This window comes from Paenibacillus sp. 7523-1 (genome assembly GCF_002276415.1).
GTDB lineage: Bacteria > Bacillota > Bacilli > Paenibacillales > Paenibacillaceae > Paenibacillus > Paenibacillus illinoisensis_A.
The window spans coordinates 139,630-155,648 of sequence record NZ_NPBR01000017.1 but is presented as its reverse complement, the minus strand read 5'-3'; the positions used below and the strand labels follow the sequence as shown (position 1 = coordinate 155,648).

The following is a 16,019-nucleotide window of genomic DNA, read 5'->3' as shown; positions in this document are numbered from 1 at the left end:
TTTACTCCTTATTCTGCCTAATAAGGCTGCTTTACATTTGATATTGCTTTTCCTACAATAGACAATGAGCTAATTTAAGCTGTTTTTTGGTTAAAGATAGTCGTAGGCAGATGCAACCTGGTAAGGTTCCATTTTCATACATTGGGTGAACGAAAGCCCTCTGGCATATAGGATGTCCGGCCGGATGCTTTCCCATGTAAGCAGGATCTTGTATGGTTGCAATTATTTGTGCCAAGACTGGGAATGTTCAGAATGGAGGTTGCAAGCATGGGCTTGGACCATTTACAAGAAGAACAGCAGGCAACCGTTCTTAGAATCCGTAAACGCGTCATTGAAGCTATCGGACGTAATATGGATCTATACGGCGTTACGCTGTCCACGGGACACTTATATGGATTGCTTTTTTTTGCAGACAAACCAATGACCCTTGACGATATGGGCCGGGAAATGGAAATGAGCAAAACGAGCATGAGTACCGGTGTACGTACACTGCTGGATCTGAAGATGGTAAATAAGGTATGGAGCAAGGGCTCCCGCAAAGACCTATATGAAGTGGAGTATGACTGGCATCAGACGTTTACGGATTATTTTGCGATTAAATGGAGAAAAGCTGTGGAGAGTAACCTTCAGGTGCTGCGCAAGTCCGTTGAGGAGCTGAATCGTTTGATTAAGGACCTGGACGAGCAAGCAGATGCCGAACTTCTTCACATTCTAAAGGTAGACAAAAATAAAGTGTTGCAGGCGGAAGCATATTACAAATGGCTGGACCGACTGATCGACACCATGGAAGATGAAGAAATTTATAAACTGGTTCCGCGAGAAGAGATTCAAGATAACTCTTAAGCAGAACCCAAAAGGCGCTCTCCTATTGGAGGCGCCTTTTTGCTGTGTATTATAATGAAGAAAAAAATCAGATTTCATTCCAATATGCATTAGAATTGCCCGATCAGCCCGGCATGAGAGAGGGCCGAGTGCTGTTCTGCAAGGTGTACAAGTTCATCCATGATCCGGTGTCGTCCTGAAGGTGTCCAGCTCATCATCAGCCAACTTGAAATATCATGTACATTGCCACCAAGTACAGCAGGCGAACGATTCCATGAAGACGTCTGTTTTAATCGCCGCAGCAGTTTTTCACTGGCTGGATGCATGGAAAGACGATGAATGAACAAGTGATCCGTATCCAGCAAAGGAATGCGCTCAGCAGGATAATCCACCCACTGGTGTTCTGGCGGAGCAATCTGTGCTGGTTGCAGCCCCAACTCGGTATACAACAAATCACTCAGGGGATGATTGATCGTTCCCTGAAGCCGGATCATCGGAGGCTTAACCTCCACAAGTGTAACCCGTTCATGGTCAAAAAACTGCTGCAGACGTTTGCCCACATCCAGCGTTCTGAATTCAAGCTGTTTGAAATGATCCAAGGCTTGTTTTTCCCGTCCAACCAGCTCGGCCATACGGGAATGAATTTGTTTCCAGTCCTGAACAGGTTCAAGGAGGACGGTTGGCGCAATACTTTTCAGTTTATCGTAATAGGGTTCATGATGTGTGTCGGCAATAATCAGATCAGGCTTGGATTGGCGAAGCTTGTTGAGTTGCAATGTGAGCTTATGCTGGTGTTCGTTCTCGCTCAGTTCCTGATCTGTGAACCCGTTTAGCGTCGCAATCGCTTCTAGCCCTAGGGAAGACAAGTTATGTTCCAGGCCCGAAACGGAAGCCGTTGCGACTCGTAATTGTTCTCTCTTCATATATATACTGGGTGAGATACCGACAGCTTGTTTAAATTTGCGATTAAAATAATACTCATTGCCATAACCTACAGATTCAGCGACATCTTTGATGGAACATGGATCCTGCTGCAATTGTTGTTTGGCTTCTTCAATCCGCAGTCGATTCAGGTAATCTGTTGGTGACATGTCTTTGGCCTTCTTGAAGCTGCGGGAGTATGAGCTCGGAGTCAGGCCGGCGATCTTGGCCAGCTGGTCCATACTTATGCCTTCTCCCATGAATCGGTGCATATACATAATGCTTCGCTCCAGGGCAGGGTCGACTTTCTCATGATTGGCTTCTAGACGATTCTCGGAAATGTACTGCAACAATTCGTGGAGCTGCGTGTGTATATTAATAAAATGTTCCTGCTGAACGCCCTGATAGGCTGTATATAATTGTTCCATGCGCGCGACCATCTGCTGCTCATGACGAACAGGCATAGGACCCGTTGACCATTGGAAGGGTAGGCAGGGATCAGAAATCATCTTCCATTCACCACGTACTTGCTTCAACTGGACTGTGTTCATCGATAAGAGAATACATTCCGTAATACCGGAGCGGGAGGCTGCCTCAATCGTGGTCCCCTCTTCCAGTACAAATAGTTGATGGGCACGGGCTTTATGTATTTGATCATTAAGAATGAGGACACCTTCTCCTTGCAAAACAAGACACAGCATAGGCCGGGAAACCGTCTTGCCATGCACACGGAAATTCTCCCCACGGCGTACACGGCACATGGAAGAGAGGAGTGGTAGAGTTGACGTTTCAGAAATGAAGGGAAGCTGTTCATTCATACGGACCATCCTTTTGTCTCATTTTCTTAATGATAACAATTATCATTCTCATATGGAAGACGTTTTTCAAAAATAGTTGTGAACATATAAAAAAGAGGATACCCGGAGCCGCAGGGCTGCAAAGTAATCCTCTTTATCTTGTATAGGCTTAGTTTGGTGTTACCAACAGAATGTCGTCCAGGAATACTTCGCTTAACGCTTTATTACCTGAGCCATTCGCCTGGATATGATACAAACGATAGAGGTCTTTCGCGTTAATGTAGAAAATGCCTGGTACATCATCTCTGAAATGGAAGGTGTCCCATTCATCCCCGACCAGCTTGGTTACTTTGAGCGCCGAACTTACAGCGTAGAGGCCATTGTCGCCAGAAATGTAGGCAAGTGTTGCTGTGCCATTGGTCAGCTGATCCCCAACGTAATTGACGTTACTCAAATTTAGATTGGTCGTTTTGGTGACCTTGCTGCCAGATACGGTTTTTGCGTACGCTTTTTTACCTGCATCAATGATAACTGCCTTGTCTGTACCAAGTGCACTTACTTCTCTAATACTTTTGCTATGAAGCTGGAATGTCTTGCCTGAAGTGGTAAGGGCAAATGCTTTGCCTGTTGCGTAGTTGTAATCTTTGTTGCTGTCCAGGCTGATTCCTTTGTTATACACGTAAAACGAGCTGCCCCAGCCACCGGAATATACTGCATTCACGTCCAGCTTGGCTTTTGGATTTACAGCACTTGCCTTGCCTGTACTGTAGTTCACGGCGTACATGACCACTGCATTGGTGGAGTAGTAGGTTTCATAAGGATTGGTGTTAACCAGCAGTTGCAGTTTGTTTTTCGCCGGATTCATAAAATAACTGCTTTCAACTGCGCCCTCAGCAATTCGTTGTACCGTTCCGCTGCCATTTGTAGCTTTGGAGACGATCCAGGTATTGCCGTTAACGAGGGCGTTGTAATAAACGCGGCCCTTAATGACAGCGAGAAGCGGGAAATCCGTATCTGCTTTGTCTGCGATTTTTTTAACGGAAGTTGGCTCACCATCACCACTCGCACGATAGATCGAACCTTTGGAATCCATGTAATATATGAATCCGTTATCCGTATCGTAACGCAGAACGTCGGTTGCAAACGTCTCGGGGATATCGCGCGATCCGTCATTGGGGACCCGAAGCAGTGTTGTGGAAGTTTCAGTTGAAGTGTAGTAGAGGTGAGACCCTGCTGCTACAAGGTCCACACCCTGAAAATCAAGTAAAACTTCAGTCGTATTGCTGCCATCCCCGGATACTTTGTACAATACACCGTCCGAATCGTAATACACCGTAGATTGATTGAGGGAAGCTGCCTGCGCTGCATTACCTCCACCCAATATTGCTGCAGTGATCAGTGTAAACAACAGGAAAGTACTGATCTTGCGCTGCATGCCTGTAAACCATTTGCTCATGTCTCCATCGACACCCTTCATCCATATGTATGTAGTTCATTTCTTAAATTATATCGGTAAACTAGGGAAAAATTGTTATATCTCAGCTGCCCGATGCCCACATTTTGAAATTGAATTTCACGCTATCCCAAGCCTTGAATCCATTTTCGAATGTTGCGGCCATTCCTTCTCCAAAGCATTCACCACGAGTCTGCTGCATGATAACATTGCGCTTAACCAAAGTAGAGGAGTGATCCCATATGTTGAAGATCGCTATCATTGGATTTGGAAATGCCGTAGTGAATTATCATCTGCCTTATCTGGAGGGAAGAGAGCAGATCCAGGTGAAGACAATCTATCGACGTGAGGAAGACCGGGTGGGTGACACGGAACGAGAAAGCTATTACCCGGAGATTGCGTTTACTACAGTTCTTAATGATATACTGCATGATCCGGATATCGAACTGATTGTTGTTGCGACTCATGTGGACAGTCATGTTGAATACGCCAAATTGGCATTGGAATATGGCAAACATGTTTTGGTTGAGAAGCCGTTTGCCTCTTCTTCGGCTGAAGCCAAGGAGATTTTTGAACTGGCAGAACGTAAACATCTTATCGCGATGGCGAACCAGAACCGGAGGTATGACGGGGACTTTCTTACTTTGAAAAAAGTGATTGAGAGCGGCAAGCTGGGCAATATTGTGGAGATCCAGTCCCACTATGATTATTTTCATCCTCAGTACACTCCCAAAGGGTTTGGGTTATTGCATGGCCTGGCCGTGCATACGATTGATCAGCTAATCTCGTTATATGGTGAAGCAGACCGGATTGACTATGATGTCCGAAGTCTGGTGGCGCCTGGGGAATCGGATGACTACATTGATATTGATTTCCGGTACGGTAGGATGAAAGCAACCATGAAGTGCAGCCTGCTTGTCAAAATCGAACATCCGAAATTTATCATACACGGAGACCGGGGCAGTTTTGTGAAGTACAGCAGTGGTCATCAATCGAAAAACGGAGCCGGACCAACATCGGTATCCTATGACATTGAACCCGAAACGAATTGGGGAACTTTGAGTTATGTGGATGAAAAAGGGGAGTCCCATACGGAGAACGTACCGTCTGAAGTGACCGACTACGGCATGTTATATGAGAAATTGCTTGAGGCTATCCGTCATCACGGTGAGAAGCCCGTCAAGGATCATGAAGTGTTATATGTACTGGATATTTTGCATGATGGAGTCGAAGCTGCGAAAAAGGCTAGATGAATGGATATAAAGAAGAGGAGTGGAACAATGATGAATATAGCAACGATTGGGACAGGCTTTATTGTGGATGCCATTTTATCGGCAATCAACGAAGTGGATGGAGTGAGTTGTACAGCCATTTACTCCCGCAAAAGGAAAACAGCAGAGCCGCTTGCAGACAAATATGGAGTGCAGACCATCTACACGGATCTGAACGAACTCTATGCTGACCCGAATGTGGACTTTATTTACATCGCATCACCCAACAGCATGCATTATGAGCAGGCCTATCAGGCGCTTCAACATGGCAAGCATGTCGTCTGTGAAAAACCATTTACATCAACGGCATTGGAAGCCCAAACGCTGATTGAGCTGGCCCGGGAAAATAATCTGTTCCTGTTTGAGGCGATCTCAAATATCCATCTTCCTAATTACAACAAGGTGAAGGAGCAGCTGTCCAAACTGGGGAATATTCGGTTCATTCAGTGCAATTACAGCCAGTATTCAAGTAAATACAATCAGCTGCTTGCCGGGGAGACACCAAATGTATTTAATCCCGAATTCTCCGGTGGTGCACTGATGGACATCAACATCTACAACCTTCATTTTGTCATGAAGATGTTTGGCAGCCCGCAAACCATATCCTATACGGCCAACCGACACGTCAATGGAATTGATACATCAGGGGTGGTGGTTCTAAAGTATCCCGAATTTATTGCGGAGTGTGTGGGATGCAAAGATTCCAGCAGCATGAATTTTGTCCTGATCCAGGGAGAGAAGGGGTATATTCAAGTTGTGGGAGGAGCTAACGGGTGTCAGGAAATTAAGGTCCAGATTGGGCAGGAGCCCTTGGAGATCATCAATGTGCAGGCACAGTCAAACTGGCTTTATTACGAATGGGAAGCCTTCAGAACTATCTATAACAATAAGGATTACACGAAATGTTATGAGCTCCTCAGCCACAGTCAATCTGTGATGAACATATTGGCAGAAGCGCGCAAGGATGCGGGGATTGTCTTTGCTGCCGATCGGGTTTAATAGCTGTCACGAATACTGCTCATGTACAGGACATCGAAGATATAAAGTACAGAAACCATAGAGGACATTTTGGAAAGCCTCATTTGTTCATTGTAGCCATAGCTGAGCAGAGTTTCGGTAGATTGTCTGGACAAGCTGGAATGGTTATTGCCGGTGATCGCAATGACGGTCTTGTTTTTCCCGTTCAGAATTTTGGCGACATCAACCATCGACTGATTCTCCCCGGTATGTGAAATGACGAAGGAAAGTGTGGATACATTGGGGTTCATCGTGTTCAGATAATGCATATTCGGACTGTTGTGCGCGATAGCGGAGATGCCCAGTTCATTCCACTTGGTGCAGGCCTGCTGTGCAAGATAGTAGTTCATACCACTGCCGTAGATATCAATCCGGCCGGACTCCTTCACCCAATTGGCGATTCGCTGCAACACAGAAACGTTCAGCAGACGGCGTGTTTCCTCCAATGCCTGATGATAAAGGTAAGGTACGGAATCCATCGCGGAACGTACATCCTCCAGTTCGGTAAAGGGATGATCCGCAGGTGGAAGCGTGGCAGGAGCCCGCTGATAATCGAGGGCAAGCTTTAATTGAAAGTCTGGGTACCCTGTGGTACCCAGCTTTTTGCATAAACGAACAATGGTTGATGAGCTTGTAAAAGTGGCTTGAGCCAGTTCATGAGCCGTAGATTCAAAAACAACTTCGGGATTGTTCAGAATGTGGTCCACAATATGCTTCTCCTGTGCCGTTAGTTGCTGTGCATATTTCATTTTCTGAAGCAGACTGTATTCCATCGTTCGTTCCATTCCTCTCTGCGGTCATCCCTAAGTGCATGTCTCCCTATCATAACCTGTCGTTTTTGTTTTCTCAATCGGGCCGCCATATGAATGGATACACTCTTGCTGTCACCATGATCAGATCTGACTCTCAGCCAGCTGCTGGCGACTATTCCAGAGCGCAACCAGACGAAGCAGGACCAGGCTGATGAGCAGTAGCGCAGCTCCAATCAGCAGCAGCAAAACCGGGCTAATAAGCAGCATTCCACTTGCCTGACCAGCAATTAGTGCCAGCAGAGGAATAACGATAAGTCCTCCCAGCTGATAAGCTTCCTGAAATCCACGAACTTTGGCGGAGATCAACACATTGAGCAGGATGACCATAAGACTGCATGACGGAACCACCCACAGTACAAGAATGATCCAATTCCAGTTTGGGAACATCAAGGCTCCGAACATGGGGTACATCAGAATATTGGCAATGATCCCATAGATGAGAAAGGTAATCCAGGACAGCAGTATGGAAGGTATAAGAGCAGCCAGCACTTTGCCTTTAAACAGGGTATTCATACTGATGGGTGTGAAGAGAAGACCTTCGAGCGTCTTGCGTTCCTTCTCCCCGGCGAAGCTGTTCGCTGTCAAAATGCTGGAGGCCATCACCGGAATGATCAGAAACAGCGGTGCGAACATATATAAGGCCAGATAATAGACAATGCGATGATTGTCTGTAGCCATTGAGGCGAGTTCCGGGATCTGTCCTGAGCTGCTTAAGATATCGAGACTGTCGAGCAGGAATCCGATATTTCCGATGGAACGAAGTTCAACTCGGGAAGCGAGCCATATGAGTATGGCGGGCATGGTAACCCCGATAATGAGCGGAACGATCAGCATGGGAAGCCATAGCTGAATGCTGGCTGTAATGGCCCGAATATCTTTGCGTACCAGTGCTTTGATGGCTTGACGATTATTCATGATGGTGTGCCTCCCTGATGGCAAAATAGATGCTTTCCAGATCACTGCCGATTAGGCGAGCCTGATAGACTTGTCCGTTGGTGGTTAAATGTTTGAGCAGCATGGGGATTTCCTCACGGGACTGGAGCTGGAAAATGGCCTTGTCCGCCGAGAGGATCTCCGGATTAAACTCAGCAGCCGCACTCCATCCATCAGCCAGGACAGCCTCTACCTCAAGCCGTGGTGCAGTGAGATAACGATGGATAATCTCCTGCTCCGAGCCTTCTTCAACCTTACGTCCCTTTTCCATGAAAATATATCGATCACATACGGCTGAGAGTTGGGACAGGACGTGAGAAGAGACCAGAATGGTCATGTTCTCCTCACGGTTCATCCGGCGAATGATCCGGAGTACCATCTGAATCCCATCGGGGTCCAGGCCATTGGTCGGCTCATCCAGAAATAGAATGGACGGGCGATGAAGCAGAACTCGGGCAAGGCCGAGCCGTTTCTTCATGCCTGTGCTGTAGGTGCCCACTTTGCGGTGCTGATACTCCTGTAATTCGAACAGCTCTACCAGCTCGTCAATTCGTCTGGAATGCTGCTGTACACCAAAAGCATCTGCGAAGAAAACGAGATTGTCGCGTCCGCTCATATTTTCATACAGTCCACTTTGTTCCGTGAGTGTACCGCATATGGCCAGCACCTTCTCTGCATGGGTGGAGGGATCCAATCCGTTAATCGTTACGGATCCGCTTGTTGCCCCAAGGACACCGTTCATAATGCGGATCAGTGTCGTTTTGCCTGAACCGTTGGGGCCGATTAATCCGGTAACGCTGCCTTGTTCAATTGTGAAGCTGACATCACGAAGGGCCTGGTGCTCCATAAATTGTTTGGATATGCTGCGAACTTCAATCATATGCTTTCACCATCCGTTCTCCATTTGAAGATGATACGTTTAGCAGGATAATATCGTTCAAATGGGTTGTAAAAAATATTATTCGGTCCAAAGTCCCAAGGGGAAAGTGTACTTCCGCCCTAAAGTCTGGAAAAATCGGGTCTCAGGTTTGTTTTCTCATTCTCTTGTTCATTGTATTGTGGTAAAAAGGATACAACATCCCGTTTCATTGCCAGCCATAATGAGGTAATAAAAGGGAAGGCCTTATACATATGATATATGCCTGAATATTCATCTAACGCCGGTCTTGGTTACCACCAGGGCCGGCTTGGCGTGATCGTTTGGCAATTTCAGGTTTGAAATGCCGATGTCTTAGAGGTACATATTTGAAAATTAATAATTCGTCTAACACATCGTATGTACACATATGAAGTCGAATTTCTATGTGTGTGTTGGACCAGAGGAAGGTGAGTAAACAATGGCAGCATCCAATGAATATCGTTTTCAGGTCAATTTGAGTGGCATGATTCAGATATTATCGAATCATCTCTATAGCAGTCCCAAAGTTTTCTTGCGTGAGCTGATGCAGAACGCGACCGATGCCATTACAGCACGAAGTGAGGCAGAGCCCGGGTTTCAAGGTGAAGTGCGCGTAGAGCTGACAGGCACAGGTGAGCAGTTAACGATGATGGTGGAGGATAACGGCATCGGCTTAACCGAAGCCGATATTCACGAATTTCTGGCGATGATCGGACAATCCTCGAAGCGTGGGCAGCAAGCCCTGCTGGATGGAGAGACTTCTTTTATCGGACGATTTGGGATCGGGCTGTTGTCCTGCTTCATGGTGAGCAATGAGATCGTCATGCTGACCCAATCGGCGAAGGGAGGACCTTCGATGGAATGGCGCGGCAAGCCGGATGGAACCTATACCATTCGCCAGCTTGAGACCCAGTTATCCCCGGGGACCAAAGTGTATTTGCGCTGTACGCCGGATGCCGCCCATTATTTTGAACCGGAATATGTGAAGGAAGCTTTGTTCTATTATGGGGCCTTGTTACCTTATCCCGTGACGCTTCAGAGCGAAGGTGTACAGGACATCGTCAATGCCGATTCGCCTGTGTGGCTTACGCAGCCGGAACTTGCCAAAGGGCGCAAAGCGGAGGTGCTAGCATTTGGTGGGCGCCTGCTTGGGGAGACATTTGAAGATTTCATCCCACTGACGACAGCTTCCGGGCGTACCGGAGGGATTGCATTTGTGCTTCCACATGCCGTTAATTTGAATGCCAAGCGTTCTCACAGGGTGTATCTGAAGCGGATGCTGATCTCGGAGAAGGCAGAGAATATTTTGCCGGATTGGGCTTTCTTTGTGAAATGTCTGATCTGGACCGATGAGCTTCAACCAACGGCTTCGCGTGAACATTTTTATGAAAATGAAAAGCTGGAAGAAGTACGCTCCGAACTTGGCGATGCCCTCCGGCAAGGACTGTCTGATATGGCGGAGAACCAGACAGAGCGTCTGAAGAAGCTCATACGTCTGCATGCACTCTCCATGAAGGCACTGGCTGTGCAGGATCAGGATTTTTACGCCATGATCTATCGCTGGCTGCCATTTGAGAGTACACGGGGCCACCGGGAATTGGGAGAGTTAATGGCTGAAGGAGAGACGTTATACTTCACGACTACGGTGGATGAGTATCGTCAGATTCACCATGTCGCGTCTGCGCAATCCCTGCTCGTTATTAATGGCGGATACATCTATGACAACGAATTGATGGCGACTCTGCCACTAGCGGTACAAAATGTGCATACAGAGCGACTTCAGCCGGATCAGGTTTCGCTTAGCTTCACGGATGTACCTCCAGCCCAGCGCAATGATTATTATGATGCGCTGCGTCTGGCGGATTCGGCACTTCAGCGCTTTCGCTGCCGTGCCGAGGTAAAGGGGTTCAAACCGGAGGACCTGCCTGTACTGTTCACTCTATCGCAGGAATCTTCGACGCTTCGGGCATTGGAAAAGGCGAGTGAGGAGAGTACAGAACTGTTCTCTTCCGTACTGGGCTCATTATCTGCTGGTATCAACTCTGCTGGCTACTCCACCTTGTATCTGAATGTAAATAATCCAATCATTCAGCGCGTGTTAACGACACCAGATAGCCAAATGACGCCGATCGCCGTTGAGATGCTCTATGTGAATGCGCTGATGATGGGCCACTATGCCATGAACCGGCAGGAGCTTGAGGTGCTGAATCAAGGCATCGTTCGTTTTATTGATTGGGGTTTACGCGCAAATACGGATCGTAAGGGGGATGTCTGATGAAGACAGAGATGGATTTCGAGGAATTGATGGACGAGGCCTATGGCTTGCCTAACGGTACAGCGAAACTGGGTATGCTTGAAGAAGCAGCCAGAGTGGCCGACGTAAATGGCATGGAGGAAGAGGCATACGAAGCACGATCCGAGATTGTGGAAACAGCCACGTTCTGCGGATATCCCATGAAAGCACTTATCGCTTTTTCCTGGCAGCTCGGCAAGTTTGATCAGCAGCCTGAGCGCTATGATGAAGAGACATTAATGTGGTCGTACAAATGGATTCTGGGCGAACTCTCCAGTTTTCCCGAGGTCTCTCGCGATAAGATGATGGAGCTGCTGGAGGACTTTGGACGACGTTTCAAATCCTTTGGCTATAGTGAGCGTTCATACTGGTATTACCGTTTCCGCATATTCATGGATCTTGGTGATCTGGAGGAAGCAGGAAGCAGTTATGCCAAGTTCAAAATAATGGACCGTGACTTTATGAGTGATTGTGAAGCTTGCGAACAGGATGAAATCATGCGTTACTGGATTTTAAAGGGAGACGATGAGCAGGTTCTGGAGGCGGCCAAACCGATCTTGAAAGGACGTATGAGCTGCGCTGAAATCCCACACCTGACGTTATCCGAAGTCCTGATGCCGCTATACCGTCTCGGACGGATTGAGGAAGCGAACAAGCATCAGCAGAAGGGTTACCGGATGATCAAGGGCCAAAATGATTTTGTACAGAGCTTTGCAGAACAAATGGATTATCTGGCACGAACCAACCCGTCGAAGGGAATTGATGTATTGGAAGAAAGTCTGGTACTGGCCGCCGATCATGAAGATCCATTTGCCAAAATGATGTTCTACGCCAGAGCAGCTCAGCTGCTGCGCCGCTGGGCAGAGGAATCGCCAGGATACCGATTACGCCTTCCTGCTTCTTTCCCGTATGAAGGAGACCCTGGAGACCTGCGCGCATTGGCTGATTATTTTGAGGAATATGCTAAGGCGGCTGCAGAGAAATACGATCAACGGAATGGCAATCATCATGTCTCTTCGTTGCTCTCCGAAGTGTAACATAATATGGTAAAAAAACAGGCTTGTTCGAAGAAGGTTACCCTCCTTCCGAACAAGCCTGTTGGACGTGTCTTGAATTGTGTTACTGAAATTTAATCATTTAAGGTGTTTCCTCCGTATTGGCAGGTGAAGGCTGAGCCTCGGCAGCCTCATCCACATTGGAGGCTTCTGGTTGAGGCTGTTGGGCCATAAGTTCTGCCACAATCTTATCCGTTGGTTGCGTAAACAATTGATACATGATGGCAGCCTCTTCTTGACGAATAAGCGGTTTGCGGGCAAGAACATCCACAGAACCATCCTCCAGTACCTTCACTTCCGGACCATGAATGCCGAGCTTAACCATCATCTGGATTGCAGGTACAGCCCACTCATCCGCATGTCCGGCAAGCTTCACATCCTGGAACAGCTCACTCGGATACTGCACCTGTAGCGATCTCCAGATCATCACCATGGCTTCCTGGCGGGTAATGACTTGGTTCGGCTTGAATTGTTTGGAATCCGCACCCGTAATCATGCCGGCTTCATAACCGAGCTGGATGTAGCCTGCTGCAGGGTGACTGGCCCAATCGCTATCCGCAGGCGGTGTTGTTTGGCTTGGTTTGAGACCGCTCATTTTCAATACATTCTCTATGAATTCCGCGCGTGTAACGGCCGACTTGGGCTGGAATGCCTCGGTTGCATCATTGTCATAATGACCGAGCGACTGTAATCCATAGATGGCTTCGGCATAAGGGCTATCCGGACGAACATCCCGGAATCCTTGAGGCTGCTGCCCTTTTTTCTCATATCCCAGCGGATTGAGGTAGGGCTCTTTCATGTAGATTGTTCCATCTGCTTGTTCCTTAAAGGCTGTGAATTGACCCGTTAACTCATCCTTGAACAGATTCTCATCCACCTGAATCAGGGTACGTGGGCCCAGGAAGGCATCTGAGATGCTCAATTTACCGGGTTCTGTGCCACCGCTTTTGAGGGAACTGACGATCGTGCTCAGTCTTAGGTCAGCATAGAGTCCGGCAAAGCGCTGCAGTTCATTGGTGGATTGGGGTGTAAAATCCTTGATTACCGCCGGCTCCGCATATTGCGGAAAGAAGGTCTGGATGAAAGCCGGGTAGAACAGATTACGAAGAGCTCCCGACTGATTGTACGTAAGGAAGACGCCTGTATTTTGCTCTGGAATAAGGAAGAGATAAGAGCTGAAACCGATCAGGTCGCCTGCCTTGGTAATAATTGCGGGGCTGCTGCCCGCACCAGGCAGCTGAAATGCTGCTTCAAATCCATATGTTGTGTCAGGGAGTACCGGATGAATGGAGGAACGATATTGCTCCATGCTTTTGACGGTGGATTCCTTCAGTATACGCTCGCTATCTTTCACACCATCATTCAGAAAAGCGATCATGAAGTTCCCGATATCCTCGGCCGTTGACAACATGCCTCCTTGAGGCATCGGTGTTGGAGAGAGGGTGTACAGATCGAGCGGATTATGTACCGCGTCATACGCTGTCGCGAGCTGATCCTTGAACTTGTTGTTCAACACAAAACTGCTGTTATCCATACCGAGTGGTTTGAAAATGTGCTGCTGCATGTACGTCTCAAATGGTTCACCGCTGACATTCTCCACAATCATGCCGAGCAGCAGGAATGAGAAGTTGTCGTACATATAGGCACTGCCAGGTTCTCTGACAACTGGAGGCATGTGCTGCTGTGCATAGTCTTCCATGGAGACTGTTTTGTCGAAGTCGGCGTGAATATCTTCCTGCTGCGGATCACGAATCTCGAATCCGGTAGTGTGCGTAAGCAGGTTTTCCACAGTGACAGGTTTGTCAAAAGGGTTATCAAACTCAAGTCCCTTCACATACGTTTGAAAATCGGCTTGCAGATCTACCTTCCCCTGCTCCACCAATTGCATGACGGCTGCTGCCGTAAATGTTTTGGAGACGGAGGCTACGCGAAAAGCCGTACTCTTCGGGTCGACAGGCGTCTTGCTCTCCTGATCGGCATAGCCGTAGCCTTTCTCTGCCAGGACTTTGCCATCTTTGACGACAACAACGGAAGCACCGACATACTGTGCCTTGGCTTCAGCCGAATCAAAAAACGTGTCCAGAAATGCCTCCGCTGATTCAGAGGTTAGAGCTTTGTTTTGTCCTTTTTCATTGACCTGAGGTGATGGGGTTTCCGCATGAACCGCCGGTGCCCAGAGACTTAGCGACAGAACGAAAGCCATGAATGCACCCGTTAGCGAGGTGAATCCGAAGCGGCTCCTTCGATTGGATAAATGCATGTAAACACTCCCTTGCTCAAATTTTGGCAATAAAGCCTGTTCACTGTGTATTACTTCCAATTGGCTCGATAGGTTTCAGGATTAGTTAGATTACGAAACTAGACAGGTTTCCTAACGGTGAGGAGCTTATGAGGCATCTGCACATCGCAGGGACTCGCTCGGTTCAGCTGACGGCCTGAGTGATTGGCGGAAAAATATAAGAGCAAAGGCCCCAATGATGACATACAGGCTGGCCATGGCATATGAAGGCAGCACAGCTCCGATCATTAGCCCCAAACTGCCCAGCAGGGCAGCGACATTATAACTCATGCCATCTGCAGCCATATATGCTGCTCGATCCGAATCGGGGATCATCCCGGCAAGAAGTACCTGACGTACCGGGGAGTACATCAATTCGCCAATTGTCAGCAGGACGGCAGAGCCGATTAGGAGTAAGGCCCAGTTGCTAAATGCAAGTACGGCGAACCCGGCGGTGTAGAGACACATACCTACCGTCATGATGGATCTGGATTGGAACCGTGCCATCCATTTGGAGAATGGGATAGCAATCAAGGCAACCAGTACTGTATTGATCGCCAAGATTAGGCTGAACATCTGCAGACCCGAAATGTTCCAGTGGAACAGCTGGGCACTGAACTCACTTTTCAGACGGACAGCAATGTATTTATCCAGTTGGAATTCGAGAGAGACGGCCAGAACCGAGGCGGTGAAGAAGACCATGAACTTCCTGTCCCTAAGTACACTTCCATAGGTCTTTAGCATATTTCTTCTGACTGGCGCAATGGTCTGAACCGAGCCCGTTTTTGTTGTTCTTTCCATGGTTTCCTGAATGAAAAACAACAAAATGAACAAGGTTACCAAGCTCTCCATGCACACCAGACTGAACAGAATGAATCGGAAGGAGTCGAATAACAATCCGCCCATCAGTGCGCCAAATGTAATGGCTACATTGGTCGTCCAATACTGTAATCCATATACATAATGTCGTTCATGTTCACTGCTTACGTCCACGATCATCGCACCTGCGATTGGAACGGTGATACCAGAGCTTAGACTGCTAAGAAAAAACATGATGCAGGTCAGTTCTACCGAGTTCAGCCAGGGCGAATTCGCCGCAGCCAGCCAGAATAAAGCGAATACTTGTACACATTGAGCGATGACCATCATTTTTTTACGTCCAATCCGATCCGACCAATATCCTGCCCCCAGACTAGCGATCATGGAGGATACAATGTTGACCGTAAGCAGCACACCAGCCCAGCCAGCTCCCATCTGGACACTCAGATAAATGGCCATGAACGGAATGATTGATTTCTGGGTCAAGTCTGTAAAAAAGTCAGTGATGATCCGAATTTTAATGTTGCGGTGCAAATCAGCATATTTCATCGGTTGCATTTCTTCCTTCCTGGATTGTCATGTAGATGTTACTGAGTATAATGGAGGAAAACCTGAAGAAAAACTGTAGAAGCGGATGAATGAATTTCGTA

The 16,019-nt window shown here is 47.7% G+C and carries 13 protein-coding genes; 5 read left to right on the top strand and 8 right to left on the bottom strand.

The features are described from left to right. The first annotated feature begins 267 nt into the window (after positions 1 to 267). Positions 268 to 843 (top strand): GbsR/MarR family transcriptional regulator, encoded by a 576-nt coding sequence (locus tag CHH60_RS19275; protein WP_095289047.1) that lies wholly within the window; start codon positions 268 to 270, stop codon positions 841 to 843. An 89-nt stretch (positions 844 to 932) separates the two neighbouring features. On the opposite strand, the gene CHH60_RS19270 is transcribed toward CHH60_RS19275, so the two are convergent. From CHH60_RS19270 to CHH60_RS29880, 3 genes are all read right to left on the bottom strand, one after another. Next, positions 933 to 2,561, bottom strand: a complete 1,629-nt coding sequence (locus CHH60_RS19270; RefSeq protein ID WP_176476128.1) for a helix-turn-helix domain-containing protein — start codon at positions 2,559 to 2,561, stop codon at positions 933 to 935. Between the two features lie 148 nt (positions 2,562 to 2,709). Next, on the bottom strand, positions 2,710 to 3,996 hold the full coding sequence (locus tag CHH60_RS19265) for a DUF5050 domain-containing protein (protein WP_176476127.1): 1,287 nt from the start codon (positions 3,994 to 3,996) through the stop codon (positions 2,710 to 2,712). Positions 3,997 to 4,078: 82 nt separating this feature from the next. After that, positions 4,079 to 4,216 (bottom strand): hypothetical protein, encoded by a 138-nt coding sequence (locus CHH60_RS29880; RefSeq protein WP_176476126.1) that lies wholly within the window; start codon positions 4,214 to 4,216, stop codon positions 4,079 to 4,081. Positions 4,217 to 4,235: 19 nt separating this feature from the next. On the opposite strand from CHH60_RS29880, the gene CHH60_RS19260 reads away from it, so the two are divergent. Both CHH60_RS19260 and CHH60_RS19255 read left to right on the top strand, forming a co-directional pair. Next, positions 4,236 to 5,246 carry a Gfo/Idh/MocA family oxidoreductase gene (locus tag CHH60_RS19260; protein ID WP_095360654.1) on the top strand — a complete coding sequence of 337 codons (1,011 nt, stop codon included), beginning with the start codon at positions 4,236 to 4,238 and terminating at the stop codon, positions 5,244 to 5,246. Between the two features lie 30 nt (positions 5,247 to 5,276). Then, positions 5,277 to 6,263 carry a Gfo/Idh/MocA family protein gene (locus CHH60_RS19255; RefSeq protein ID WP_095360852.1) on the top strand — a complete coding sequence of 329 codons (987 nt, stop codon included), beginning with the start codon at positions 5,277 to 5,279 and terminating at the stop codon, positions 6,261 to 6,263. On the opposite strand, the gene CHH60_RS19250 is transcribed toward CHH60_RS19255, so the two are convergent. The 3 genes from CHH60_RS19250 to CHH60_RS19240 all read right to left on the bottom strand — a co-directional run bounded on the left by CHH60_RS19250 (position 6,260) and on the right by CHH60_RS19240 (position 8,906). Continuing rightward, on the bottom strand, positions 6,260 to 7,066 hold the full coding sequence (locus CHH60_RS19250) for a MurR/RpiR family transcriptional regulator (protein ID WP_255248004.1): 807 nt from the start codon (positions 7,064 to 7,066) through the stop codon (positions 6,260 to 6,262). The two genes, CHH60_RS19255 and CHH60_RS19250, sit on opposite strands and share 4 nt — an antisense overlap. A gap of 108 nt (positions 7,067 to 7,174) precedes the next feature. Continuing rightward, entirely contained in the window at positions 7,175 to 8,008 is an 834-nt protein-coding gene (locus CHH60_RS19245; protein WP_095360653.1) for an ABC transporter permease, read from the bottom strand. Continuing rightward, positions 8,001 to 8,906 carry an ABC transporter ATP-binding protein gene (locus tag CHH60_RS19240; RefSeq protein ID WP_095360652.1) on the bottom strand — a complete coding sequence of 302 codons (906 nt, stop codon included), beginning with the start codon at positions 8,904 to 8,906 and terminating at the stop codon, positions 8,001 to 8,003. The genes CHH60_RS19245 and CHH60_RS19240 overlap by 8 nt, the downstream gene beginning before the upstream one ends. A 457-nt stretch (positions 8,907 to 9,363) precedes the next feature. On the opposite strand from CHH60_RS19240, the gene CHH60_RS19235 reads away from it, so the two are divergent. Next, positions 9,364 to 11,199 (top strand): HSP90 family protein, encoded by a 1,836-nt coding sequence (locus CHH60_RS19235; protein WP_095360651.1) that lies wholly within the window; start codon positions 9,364 to 9,366, stop codon positions 11,197 to 11,199. Continuing rightward, complete coding sequence (locus tag CHH60_RS19230) at positions 11,199 to 12,254, top strand: hypothetical protein (protein WP_095360650.1); 1,056 nt, start codon at positions 11,199 to 11,201, stop codon at positions 12,252 to 12,254. The genes CHH60_RS19235 and CHH60_RS19230 overlap by 1 nt, the downstream gene beginning before the upstream one ends. Before the next feature lie 100 nt (positions 12,255 to 12,354). On the opposite strand, the gene CHH60_RS19225 is transcribed toward CHH60_RS19230, so the two are convergent. Both CHH60_RS19225 and CHH60_RS19220 read right to left on the bottom strand, forming a co-directional pair. Further along, positions 12,355 to 14,532: a serine hydrolase gene (locus CHH60_RS19225; RefSeq protein ID WP_095360649.1), complete on the bottom strand. Its 2,178-nt coding sequence runs from the start codon at positions 14,530 to 14,532 to the stop codon at positions 12,355 to 12,357. A 126-nt stretch (positions 14,533 to 14,658) separates the two neighbouring features. Further along, positions 14,659 to 15,927, bottom strand: a complete 1,269-nt coding sequence (locus CHH60_RS19220; protein WP_095360648.1) for an MDR family MFS transporter — start codon at positions 15,925 to 15,927, stop codon at positions 14,659 to 14,661. Positions 15,928 to 16,019 lie beyond the last annotated feature (92 nt).